The sequence below is a fragment of the Bradyrhizobium sp. AZCC 1578 genome, assembly GCF_036924675.1.
GTDB lineage: Bacteria > Pseudomonadota > Alphaproteobacteria > Rhizobiales > Xanthobacteraceae > Bradyrhizobium.
The window spans coordinates 6,486,934-6,498,417 of sequence record NZ_JAZHRZ010000001.1; the positions used below are offsets into that span (position 1 = coordinate 6,486,934).

Annotated in this window: 9 protein-coding genes; 5 read left to right on the top strand and 4 right to left on the bottom strand. The window is 63.8% G+C overall.

Annotation, left to right across the window (positions count from 1 at the left end):
- Nucleotides 1-125: 125 nt before the first annotated feature.
- Nucleotides 126-896, bottom strand: coding sequence for an SDR family NAD(P)-dependent oxidoreductase (locus tag V1290_RS30865; protein ID WP_334367862.1), 771 nt, complete (start codon nucleotides 894-896; stop codon nucleotides 126-128).
- 132 nt (nucleotides 897-1,028) lie between these two features.
- On the bottom strand, nucleotides 1,029-1,316 hold the full coding sequence (locus V1290_RS30870) for a hypothetical protein (protein WP_334367863.1): 288 nt from the start codon (nucleotides 1,314-1,316) through the stop codon (nucleotides 1,029-1,031).
- A gap of 56 nt (nucleotides 1,317-1,372) precedes the next feature.
- Here V1290_RS30870 and V1290_RS30875 point away from each other — a divergent pair, with 56 nt between their 5' ends.
- From V1290_RS30875 to V1290_RS30895, 5 genes are all read left to right on the top strand, one after another.
- Nucleotides 1,373-2,767, top strand: coding sequence for a CoA transferase (locus V1290_RS30875; RefSeq protein ID WP_334367864.1), 1,395 nt, complete (start codon nucleotides 1,373-1,375; stop codon nucleotides 2,765-2,767).
- A gap of 168 nt (nucleotides 2,768-2,935) precedes the next feature.
- Nucleotides 2,936-4,159, top strand: a complete 1,224-nt coding sequence (locus tag V1290_RS30880) for an efflux RND transporter periplasmic adaptor subunit (RefSeq protein WP_442893720.1) — start codon at nucleotides 2,936-2,938, stop codon at nucleotides 4,157-4,159.
- Nucleotides 4,160-4,184: 25 nt separating this feature from the next.
- Nucleotides 4,185-7,307, top strand: a complete 3,123-nt coding sequence (locus V1290_RS30885) for an efflux RND transporter permease subunit (RefSeq protein ID WP_334367866.1) — start codon at nucleotides 4,185-4,187, stop codon at nucleotides 7,305-7,307.
- A 105-nt stretch (nucleotides 7,308-7,412) separates the two neighbouring features.
- Nucleotides 7,413-8,888 carry a hypothetical protein gene (locus V1290_RS30890; RefSeq protein WP_334367867.1) on the top strand — a complete coding sequence of 492 codons (1,476 nt, stop codon included), beginning with the start codon at nucleotides 7,413-7,415 and terminating at the stop codon, nucleotides 8,886-8,888.
- Nucleotides 8,885-9,811, top strand: coding sequence for a hypothetical protein (locus V1290_RS30895; protein ID WP_334367868.1), 927 nt, complete (start codon nucleotides 8,885-8,887; stop codon nucleotides 9,809-9,811). Before V1290_RS30890 ends, V1290_RS30895 begins: the two co-directional genes overlap by 4 nt.
- On the opposite strand, the gene V1290_RS30900 is transcribed toward V1290_RS30895, so the two are convergent.
- Nucleotides 9,799-10,764, bottom strand: coding sequence for an amidohydrolase family protein (locus V1290_RS30900; RefSeq protein WP_334367869.1), 966 nt, complete (start codon nucleotides 10,762-10,764; stop codon nucleotides 9,799-9,801). The genes V1290_RS30895 and V1290_RS30900 overlap by 13 nt on opposite strands.
- 148 nt (nucleotides 10,765-10,912) lie before the next feature.
- Entirely contained in the window at nucleotides 10,913-11,476 is a 564-nt protein-coding gene (locus V1290_RS30905) for a hypothetical protein (RefSeq protein WP_334367870.1), read from the bottom strand.
- Between the last annotated feature and the right edge of the window lie 8 nt (nucleotides 11,477-11,484).

The window sequence follows — 11,484 nt, forward strand, 5'->3', positions numbered from 1 at the left end:
CGTCATTCCGGGGCGGCGCGCGCAGAATCGTAGGTGGGCAAAGCGCAAGCGTGCCCACCATTCACGACCGGGATGGATGGTGGGCGGCGCGATGCGCCTTTGTTTTGCCCACCCTACCAACTTCCTCAAAAATTCACGCGGTTCGAAATCGCGCCGTCGACGACGAGGTTCGAGCCGGTCGTGAACGAGGAGGCCGGGCTCGCCAGGAACACGGCTGCGTTGGCGATTTCCTGCGGCGTCGCCATGCGGCCGGTCGGGTTACGCGCCAGCGCATCCTGGTACCGTTTCGGCATATTCTGCTCGACCATGTTCCAGATGCCGCCCTTGAAATAGACCGTGCCCGGCGACACCACGTTGACGCGGATTTTCTTGTCCGCATATTGCCGCGCCAGTCCCTTGGCCATGTGGATCAGCGCCGCCTTGATCGGGCCGTAGGAGCTGGCGCTATCCGCCTGCGCCGCCGAGATCGACGATATGATGATGAAGGCCGCGTCGCCGGTCTTCTGCGCGCCCGCTTCGAGCAACGGCCGCGCGGCCTCGAACGCGTTGACGGCGCCGAGCACGTCGAGCCGGAAATTCTGCTCCCATGAGGCAGGATCGCCGCCTTGCGCCATGGCGCCGGCATTGGAAAACAGCATGTCGATGCCGCCCAGCTCGGCGGCCGCATCCGATACCCATGATTTCAGCGCGGCGGCGTCGGTGACATCAACCGGCGCGCCGGTGGCGCGCACGCCAAGCCCCTTCAGCTCAGCAACGGTGGCTGCGACCTGATCCGCATGGCGGGCGCACACGGCGACGCCCGAGCCTTCGCCCGCCAGCGTTTCCGCAATTGCCCGTCCAATGCCGCGCGTGCCGCCGAGCACGACGGCGTTTCTGCCTTTCAAACCCAAGTCCATCTTGTTCTTCCTTAGTTGATTCCGCAGCATTGTAGCGGCGACGGCGGTTACGGCGAAAGCTCAAACCGAGAAAGCCTCTTCCTTTCCGTCATTCGAGGGCGTTCTCAATGAACTCGTAGCCGGATGTGCGCACTACTCCGGCGCCGCACCCACCGGCGGGCCGCCGGGCGGACGGTGCAGGAAGGTGATCGTCGCGTAGGCACCGAGCCACGAACCGAGTGCGGCGAAGGCGACGTAAACCCAGTTCTCGGTGTAGCTGATGACGGCGAACGATGAGAGCAGATACCAGACGCTGCTCCAGGTTGCCGCCGGCACACGCTTGCGCGCCACCACCGCCGAGGTGAACATGACGTAGACCGCATCCGTTGCGGCGGTCGCAAGCAGAACGGCTCCCGCCGTCAGGGGATCGATGGTAGCCATTGCAACTCCTCTGGTGGTCGGGCAGAGCTTGAGAAAACTAGGGGAGAGACACGCCGATGCAAAGCCCCAGAGAAATCCTCTCCGATATCTGGACCTCCATTGGCGGCGATCCGTACGCGCTTGGCGCGCTCACGCTGACCGGTGACGAACCGCAATTGCCGTCGTCGTTTCGCGTCGCCGCCGCGGCGCAGGTCAGCGTCGCGGCAACCGGGCTTGCAGCCGCTGAGATCTGGAAAAGGCGCAGCGGCGAGACGCAGGACGTCGCGGTGGATATGCGCCATGCCGTGGTCGAATGCCGGAGCGAACGTTATCTGCGCGTCGACGGCAAGCCGCCACCGCCGGCCTGGGACGCCATCGCCGGTATCTACAAGATCCGCGACGGCTTCGTGCGCCTGCACACCAATTTTCCCCATCACCGCGACGCCGTCTGCAAGGTGCTGAACTGCAAGCCGGAGCGTGACGCGGTGCAGGCCGCGCTGTTGCAATGGGACGGCGAGGCGTTCGAGACCGCGGCCTATACGAGCGGTGGCGTCGTCGCCTTCATGCGCTCGCATGACGAATGGTTGGCGACACCACAGGCCGAGGCGCTCGCCGGATTGCCGCTGATCTCGATCACGAAGATTGGCGAGGCTCCGCCAAAGCCGTGGCCCAAGGGTGAGCGGCCGCTCGCAGGTATTCGTGTGCTTGATCTGTCGCGTGTCATCGCCGGCCCCGTTGCGGGGCGAACGCTCGCCGCGCATGGCGCCGACGTGCTGCTGGTCTCGGGGCCCGATTTGCCGGCGATCCCCTGGCTCGTCATCGACACCGGGAGGGGCAAGCTGACGAGCTTTGTCGAACTGAAGAGCGAGCAGGGGCGTGCGACCTTGCGCGATCTGCTGGCGCAGGCGGACATCTTTTCGCAAGGCTATCGACCTAGCGCACTCGCCGCCCTCGGCTTCTCGCCCGAGGATGCCGCGCGCATCAGTCCCGGTATCATTTACGTCACGTTGTCGGCCTATGGTCATGCCGGGCCATGGGCGGAACGTCGCGGCTTCGACTCGCTGGTGCAGACGGCGACCGGATTCAACCATGCCGAGGGGCAGGCCGCAGGTGTCGATGGACCGAAGGAATTGCCGGCGCAGATGCTCGACCACGCCACCGGTTACTTCATGGCATTCGGCGCCATGATGGCCAAGGCGCGCCAGGCGCGCGAAGGCGGCAGTTGGCACGTCCAGGTGTCGCTGGCGCAGACCGGACGCTGGCTGTGGAATCTCGGCCGGGTCGCCGACGGTCTTGCGATCGAGGATTTGAAGGGGGAAGTGGTGAAGCCGTTCATCGAGGAGGTGGGCTCCGGCTTCGGGCCACTGCGGTACGTGACGCACTCCGCACTGTTGTCGAAAACGCCAGCCTTCTGGGCTCGCCCGGCGATGCCACTCGGCAGCCACCCTCCGCAATGGCCCCTACGCGAATAGGTGATCCCCTCGCTCAGAGCCTGCCTCTCCAAATTTTAATCGCGTCCGGTACGGCTATTTTGCTTTTTTGGGTTGTGCGAGATGCCAATTGGGCACTATAGCGCCGGTGAGACAAATTGTCGCTGGAACCCATGTCGTATGTTTGGCAGATTTTGCAAGCGATTACAGATGGTTAACTCAAAGAAATGGGTCGTTGCCATTGCCCTGATGGTAGTACTGGCCGGGGCGGCCGTTTACGGCGGCGGCGCCTATCTCGGCGGCCCAAAACGCGGGCATTCGGAAATCTCGAGCCAGTCCCGCAAGCGCGGACTGCAGCGCTACACGCCGAGCCCAGCCGAATGGGCCAGCCTGACCATTCAGCCTGTCGCTGAACGCGACTTCCGCGCCGAGCGCGTCACCGAAGGCAAGATCGCAATCGACGAAGATCGCTCGACGCCGGTGTTCTCGCCCTATGCGGGCCGCGTCACCAGGTTGCTGGCCAAGCCAGGCGATAGCGTCGTCAAGGGCCAGCCGCTGTTCGTGATCGAGGCCGCTGATAACGTTCAGGCGCAAAACGATTTCATTGCGGCGATGAGCGCGATGAACAAGGCGAAGTCCGCGCTCGATCTGGCGCAGTTGCAAGGAGCGCGCGCCAAGGACCTGTTCGAGGGCAAGGCCGTTCCGCTGAAGGATTATCAGCAGAGCCAGGCGACGCTGATCCAGGCGCAGAATGACGTGCGCTCGTCGGAAACGGCGGTCCAGGCAGCGCGCAACAAATTGCGCCTTCTCGGCCTCACCGACGACGACATCGCGACCTTCCAGGAGAAGGGCCGCATCAATCCCGAAATCACCATCTTCGCACCGATCGCGGGCACCGTGGTCCAACGCAAGATCGGCCCGGGGCAATACGTCAACGCCGGTGCCAGCGACCCCGTCTATGTGATCGGCGATCTCTCCACCGTCTGGATGACGGCCTTCGTCCGCGAAAGCGATTGCGCGAACGTCGCGGTCGGGCAGGAGGTGACGTTCAATGTGCTGGCGCTGCCGGGCCGTTCGCTTTCGGCGCGGATCAACTACGTCGCAGCAGCAATCGACCCTGCGACGCGGCGGCTGCTCGTCCGCGCCACGATCGACAACAAGAACGGTACGCTGAAGCCTGAGATGTTCGCGAATGTCACGATCTATTCGGCAGGCGACCGTCCGGCGGTCGGCGTGCCGAAGCAGGCGTTGATCTATGAAGGCGATCAGGTCCGGATCTGGGTCGCGCATCCGGACAAGACGATTGAACTGCGTCAGGTCAAGCCTGGCCTCACCAACGGCGATCTCGTCGAGGTGGTCGGCAATCTCAAGCCCGGCGAGCAGATCGTCACCAAGGGCGCCCTGTTCATCGACCGCGCCGCGTCCGGTAGCTGACCCCTCATTGAAAGCTTCGATCTGAATGGACCGCCTGGTCGCCCTAGCTGTCAGCCGCCGCTATTTGATGGTCGGCATGTTCATCGCCGTGGTGGTCGGCGGCCTGATCGCGTTCAAGCAGCTCAATATCGAGGCTTATCCCGATCCGACCCCGCCGATGGTCGATATCGTGACGCAAAGCCCGGGACTGTCGTCGGAGGAGATCGAGCGCTACATCACGATCCCGATCGAAACCCAGGTCGCCGGCATCAAGAACCTGCGCACCATCCGCACCATCTCGCTGTACGGATTGTCCGACGTCAAGCTGCAGTTCTCGTTCGACTACACCTATGACGAAGCGCTGCAGCAGGTGTTGAACCGGCTGTCGCAGCTCGCGCCACTGCCGGGCAATGTGCAGCCGACCATCTCGCCGCTCAGCCCGACCGGCGAAATCTTCCGCTACCGGCTGAAGGGCCCGCCGAATTACAGCGTGCTCGACCTCAAGACGCTGCAGGACTGGGTGTTGCAACGCCGCTTCCGCGCGGTGCCCGGCGTCATCGACGTCACCGGCTGGGGCGGCAAGACCAAGACCTACGAGCTGCAGGTCGATTTCAACAAGCTCGTCGCCAACGGGCTGACGCTGCCGCAGGTGCTGCAGGCCGTTTCTAACGCCAACATCAACGTCGGCGGCAACACCGTCAATATCGGCGCGCAATCCGCCGTGGTGCGCGGCGTCGGGCTGATCCGCTCGATCGACGACCTCAACAACACCATGGTATCGCAGTCCGGCGGCAATCCGGTGCTGGTGCGCGACATCGCCCATGTCACGATCGGCGAGAAGCCGCGGCTCGGCATCGCCGGCCTCGACCAGGACGACGACATCGTGCAGGGCATCGTCCTGATGCGGCGCGGCGAGCAGAGTTCGCCGACCATTGCCCGGGTCGAAAAGCTCGTTCACGACATCAATCATTCCTCGATCCTGCCGCCCGGCGTGCAGATCGAGCGCATCTACGACCGCAAGGATCTGATCGACATCACCACGCATACGGTGCTGCACAACATGGTGGTCGGGATCATCCTGATCGTGTTGCTGCAATGGGTGTTTCTGGGCGATCTCCGCAGCGCGCTGATCGTCGGCGCAACGATCCCCTTCGCGCTGTTCTTCGCCGTGATCATCCTGGTGCTGCGCGGCGAATCCGCCAATCTGCTGTCGGTCGGCGCGATCGATTTCGGCCTGATCGTCGACGCCACCGTGATCATGGTGGAGGCGATCTTCCGGCGGTTGACGCAGACCACCGCGCTGTCGGAAGCCGAGCGCAGCGACATCTCGTCCGACACCACGATTGGGATGAAGAGCCACGCCATCCTGTCTGCGGCGGTCGACGTGTCGCGCTCGATCTTCTTCGCCGCCGCGATCATCATCGCAGCCTTCCTGCCGCTGTTCACGCTGAGCGGCGTCGAAGGCAATATCTTCGGGCCGATGGCGCGGACCTATGCCTATGCGCTGGCCGGCGGGCTGATCGCGACCTTCACGGTGACGCCGGCGTTGAGCGCGATCATCCTGCCCTCGCATCTGGATGAAGCCGAAACCTGGATCGTGAAACAGCTCGACCGGCTGTACGTGCCGGTGCTGAAATGGGCCCTCGTAAACCGCAGGATCGTGCTCACCGGCGCGGCAGTTCTAGTGCTCATGACCGTTGCTTTCGCGCGGCTGCTCGGACTGGAATTCCTGCCCAAGCTGGAAGAGGGCAATTTGTGGATCCGCGCCACGCTGCCGCCGACCATCTCGCTGCAGGAGGGCAATGCCTACGTCAACGAGATGCGCAAGATCATCCGCGCGCGTCCTGAGGTGGAATCGGTGGTGTCGCAACACGGCCGGCCCGACGACGGAACGGACGCCGCCGGTCTCTTCAATGCGGAGTTTTTCGCGCCGCTCAAGCCGAACAGCGAGTGGCCTGATACCCATGACAAGGACGAGCTGACAGCGCAATTGCTGGGGCAGTTGCAGGACAACTTCCCGGGTGTCGAGTTCAACTTCTCGCAATACCTGCAGGACAACGTCTCGGAGGCCGTCTCGGGCGTCAAGGGCGAGAACTCGATCAAGCTCTACGGCAACGACCTGCAGGCGCTGACGGACACCGCCAACAAGATCAAATCCGTGCTTGGCACGGTGCAGGGCGTTACCGACCTCGCAGTGTTCACTTCGCTCGGCCAACCGACAATCCAGATCGATATCGATCGTGCCCGCGCGGCACGCTATGGCCTATCGCCCGGTGATATCAACGCCACCATCAAGGTCGCCATCGGCGGCGACAGCGCCGGCGATCTCTATGAGCCCGGCAGCGACCGGCATTTCCCGATCATCGTTCGCCTCGCCCCGGAATACCGCAAGAGCGCGGAGGCGATCCATAACTTACGGATCGGCGTGGCGGGGCAGGGCGGCACGATCACGCAGATCCCGCTCAGTGAGGTCGCCTCGATCAACCTGATCTCGGGCGCCGCCTATATCTACCGCGAACAGCAGGAGCGTTATCTGCCGATCAAGTTCTCGGTCCGCAACCGCGATCTCGGCAGCGCGATCCATGAAGCGCAGGACAAGGTCGCCGCCGAGGTGCAATTGCCGCCGGGATCGCGGATCGAATGGGTCGGCGAATTCGGCAATCTGCAGGACGCCATCCGGCGGCTGTCGATCGTGGTGCCGATCAGCCTGGCGCTGATCGGTGTGCTGCTGTTCTTCAACTTCGGCTCGATGGTCGATACGCTGCTCGCGATGAGCGTGATCCCGATGGCGATCTTCGGCGGCGTGCTCGGGCTGTTGATCTCGGGAATTCCCTTCAGCGTGTCGGCGGCAATCGGATTCATCGCGCTGTTCGGAATCGCCGTGATGGACGGCATCATCATCCTGTCGCAGTACAATCAACTCATCGGCGAAGGCTATGAGCGGATGCGGGCGGTGATCCGCACCGGCGAACTGCAATTGCGGCCGGTGCTGATGACCTGCGTGGTGGCCGGCGTCGGCCTGCTGCCGGCGGCGGTGTCGGAGGGAATCGGTTCGCAGGTGCAAAAGCCGTTGGCGATCGTGGTCGTCACCGGCATGATGCTGGCGCCGCTGGTGATCCTGGTGACGCTGCCGGTGCTGATCTCGGTGTTTTCGCGCCGCGCGCGCTAGAATCCGTATGGGCATGTGCCCATGATTCCTGCCCACTCGGTTTGTGGTTGACGCGATCCGGCCGCCGTTCCTTGATGCTGGCAAGGACAACCGCGGGAGCAAGCCATGCGGATCGAGGAAAGCCAAGGATCTAGCCAAGGATCTAGCCAAGGATCCGCGGGGCAGCAAAACGGCCACGCGCCGCCGGCGAAATCGGCGCCCACGGCCGAACAGATCCTCGGAGAAATCCGCGACTATTGCCGCCAGACGCGCACGGCCGAATCGACCTTCGGGCGGCTGGTGGTCAATGACGGCAAGCTGGTGTCGCGGTTGCGCGATGGCGCCCGGATCACCACCGGCACGCTCGACAAGGTCCGCGCCTATCTCGCCGAGCACCGGCCGGAATCGGACGGCGCGCCAGCCAATTCGCTCTCGGCCAAACCGCTGAACGACGCGGCCACCGCCAATGCCGTCGCGCCGCCTGGCTTCCGATTTTTCGACAACCGCCAAAAATACCTGCTGTTCGTCTCGACCTGCAGCGAGAAGACCGAGGTCGGCAACCGCATTTCGCTCGAGCTCGGCAATCTGCAGCCGACACCGCCGGCGCTTCGTATCTTCGATGCCGGCGTCGGCGACGGCACCGTGCTGTCGCGGGTGATGCGGGCGGTACATGCGCGATTTCCCACCATGCCGCTCTATGTCGTGGCGAAGGAGATCTCTTACGAAGACGTCCGCCTGATGCTGGAGAAAATGGCGGACCGCCTGTTCGAGCATCCCGCCACCGTGCTGGTCGTGACCAACCTCTATTACGCCGAGGCGCCATGGCTGACGCCGCGTTCGGTCACGTCAGCGCAAGGCCTGATCTGGAAAGACGTCACGCTATCAGGGAACACCGCACACGGTTTCGCCGAGCAGATCGGGGAGCTCGAGAGCTTCCTGGCCGAGAACTGGCGCGCAGGCATCAGCCCGACCACGGGCAATCCGGTTTATCAGCGCCCGGTGATCCTGACGCTGCGGCGTGAGGATCATTCCTTCCTGCTCGATCCGATCATGCCGCGGCCCGGCCGCGTGATGGCCGATTACGATCTGGTCATCGCCTCGCAACCCTATCGGGCGCGGGCGAGCGTCGAGTTCAAGGCTTCGAAAGTGGTGACACCGCTGGTCAAGGCGCTGCGCCCGGGTGGGCGGCTGATCGGCATCCATTCGCATGGCAAGGATCCCGGCATCGAGATCATCGACCAGATTTGGCCTGACGATGATCCCTTCAAGACTGACCGCTACGCAATCCTGCGCCAGGTCAAGCACGAGCTTGGCGCGGCCGCACGCCACTACAATTTCAATGCGTCCTCGGATGCACGCTCGATCTTCCGCTACCACATGCACACGCTGCCGGACGAGGTCAGCGGCCCGATCGGCACCTCGACGCTGTTCGCCGCCTGGAACGCCGCGATCTATGTGGCACAGATCGAGGACAACAGGTTGTCGGAAGTGGTTCGCGATGGCCGCTATTTTGAAGCCACCGACCGCGTGCTGAAGAAACATGGCGGCCTCTGGTTCAACGACGAGACCTATGTGATCTCGCGCCGCCGAGCGCCGGCATGACAAAGGAGGCGCTCGTGATCGTCTCCGATCAAGCATCCGCCAGATTAGTCGCACTATTGCCGAAGGCCTCCGTCGAAATCTCCTCGCGCGGGCATCAGGTCGCGGAACTGAGCGATCATTTCGTTGGAGGCACCGACGTCACGATCACGTTCCTGCCCGGCGATAATTATCGCCACAACATTGAGACGGCTGCCGCGCTGCGCCGCGCCGGCTACAATCCGGTGCCCCATATCGCGGCGCGCGAAATGGCCTCGCGGGAAGCATTCAACGATTTCCTGGCGCGAGCGCGCGGCGAAGCCGATGTCTCGCGCATCCTCCTGATCGCCGGCGATGTCGCTGCTGCGAGAGGCCCGTTCAAATCGACACGCGATGTTGCTGGCAGCGGCTTGCTCGAGGCGCACGCGATTGCATCCGTCAGCGTGGCCGGTCATCCCGAGGGGCACCCCTATCTCGATCTGCCGGACGCGCTGAACAGCCTCAAGGTGTGGCGCGACTGGGGCCGGCGGACGGGAGCGCGGGTCGATGTCGTCACTCAATTCTGCTTCGAAAGCACGCCGATCCTGGAATGGATCGGCGCCCTCGATCGCGCGGGCATCGATCTGCCTGTCATCGTCGGCCTGGCAGGACCGGCAACGCCGGCGACATTGACAAAATTCGCGCTCCGCTGCGGCATCGGCAATTCCATGCGCGCGCTGCGGGCCCAGATCGGCCGGTTCGGCCGCCTGCTGACGGACACCGGACCTGACGACGTCGTCAGGGGATTGCGAGCGGCGCCTGCGGCGGCAACCGCGCCGATCGCCGGATTCCACCTGTTCCCGTTCGGCGGCCTGCACAAGGCCGGTGACTGGCTGCGCAATTACGACCGCGATCCGTTCGGACAGCAGCGGGCCGCGATGTCGAGTGCCGGGCTTCAGAACCCGTAGAGCTGTGCGGGATTGTCGACCAGAATCTTCTTGCGGATCGCCGCATCCGGCGCCCACACCGGAAGCTGATTCAACAGCAGTCCGTCGTCGATCTGAAACAGCGGCGTGACGTCGGTGATCTTCTTGTCGGCAGGCGTGACCGAGTTGGGGTGCGGCCAATCGGTGCCCCAGACGATGCGGTCGGGATTGGCGGATATCAGCGCCTTGGCGAGCGGGATGCAATCGGTGTAATCGGGCGCGAATTTGGAGGCGCGATAGGCCCCGGAAATCTTCACATAGGCCTTGCCCGATTTGACGAGATCCACAAGGTCGGCAAATCCCGGCTGCTCGACACCAAGGGCTGCCTTGGCGCCGCCGAAATGATCGAACACGACCGGCACCGGGGAGGTCATCACCAGATCCTTGATCGCGGTGATCATCGCCGCGTTGGTGTAAATCTGCACGTGCCAGCCGCGCGCCTTCATGCGTTCGACGGCGGTCGTAAATCGCGGACGGGCGACGCTCGGATCGTTGACGCCGCCGGTTGCGAGGTTGAGGCGGACACCGCGAATGCCGGCCTTGCCCATGACATCGAGATCGCCCTCCGACGTCTTGTCGTCGATCACCGCAACCCCGCGCGCGGTCGGCCTCCGTGCCGCCATGCCGAACAGCGTGGCCGAATTGTCGGTGCCGTAGATCGAGGGCGTGACGATCACTACGCGCTCCATGTGCAGCGCCTTGTGCAGGGCGGCCATTTCCTCGGGCGAGGCCAGTTCGGGCGTATAGACGCGGCCGGAGAAGAACGGGAATTTTTCGGGATCGGGGTGGATATGGGTGTGGCAGTCGCAGGCGCCCGCGGGAACGTCGAAATTCACCGGCGTCGCCGGCTGCGACGCTTTGGCCGAGACGGTTCTACTGTTCATGATCACTCCGGCTGCGATGGAGGCGAACATCATACTGCGTCGCGTCAGCATTGGTGTTCTCCCTGCGATTTGTGTTGTTGTTGGCGGTTCGGACAGGGGTGTTGCCGTCACCTTCAGCGTTTCCCAAGCGACCGGCATTGTTTCACCGCGGTCTGCGCGGAGAGAATATCGGGAGAAGTCGGCCGCGGGAAGGCGCCGCTCATGCCGGACCGCCGTCATGGCGGCCGATCGTTCCGCGAACTTCCGCGACCAGTTCGGGCAACAGCCGCGATCCATCCATCCGCAGCACGGGGCAGGGCAGTTTGGCGAGCCAGGCCTGATGCTTTGCCTGAGTGCGGCTCACATTGCCTTCCTCATAGCCTGACGCCCATTCGATGAATTCCTCGGTCTCTGCATGCCGGTGGCCACCGGGCGCCACCGCCTCAGTGCCAAATTGGGTAGCCTCGCGGGCGCGCAGCCGCTGCAATCGTATCTCGCGAGGGGTTGTGAGAAAGATCACCACGTCGAAATCCGGGATCAGCACGTCACCCCAACCGTTAAGCGACCCGCTCAATACCCAGGCCACGCGCGGCAGGAAGACATCCCGCATCAGCTTCAGGCGCTCCCCAACGTCGCGCATGTGCCGGTAGGGCGGATCGGTCGGCAGCCAGAAGTAATCGTCGGTGTCGTGATGCGGGATGGCCAACGCAGTGGCGAGAGCGCGGCCGAGGCTGGTGACGCCCGCGCCCGATGCTCCCATCACATGTATGCGACAGCTCTGCATTTGTTCGC

Excerpts from the sequence above, each read along its gene's own strand:
- V1290_RS30865 (WP_334367862.1), bottom strand. The coding sequence starts at position 896 with ATGGACTTGGGTTTGAAAGGCAGAAACGCCGTCGTGCTCGGCGGCACG.
- V1290_RS30870 (WP_334367863.1), bottom strand. The coding sequence starts at position 1,316 with ATGGCTACCATCGATCCCCTGACGGCGGGAGCCGTTCTGCTTGCGACC.
- V1290_RS30875 (WP_334367864.1), top strand. The coding sequence starts at position 1,373 with ATGCAAAGCCCCAGAGAAATCCTCTCCGATATCTGGACCTCCATTGGC.
- V1290_RS30880 (WP_442893720.1), top strand. The coding sequence starts at position 2,936 with ATGGTTAACTCAAAGAAATGGGTCGTTGCCATTGCCCTGATGGTAGTA.
- V1290_RS30885 (WP_334367866.1), top strand. The coding sequence starts at position 4,185 with ATGGACCGCCTGGTCGCCCTAGCTGTCAGCCGCCGCTATTTGATGGTC.
- V1290_RS30890 (WP_334367867.1), top strand. The coding sequence starts at position 7,413 with ATGCGGATCGAGGAAAGCCAAGGATCTAGCCAAGGATCTAGCCAAGGA.
- V1290_RS30895 (WP_334367868.1), top strand. The coding sequence starts at position 8,885 with ATGACAAAGGAGGCGCTCGTGATCGTCTCCGATCAAGCATCCGCCAGA.
- V1290_RS30900 (WP_334367869.1), bottom strand. The coding sequence starts at position 10,764 with ATGCTGACGCGACGCAGTATGATGTTCGCCTCCATCGCAGCCGGAGTG.
- V1290_RS30905 (WP_334367870.1), bottom strand. The coding sequence starts at position 11,476 with ATGCAGAGCTGTCGCATACATGTGATGGGAGCATCGGGCGCGGGCGTC.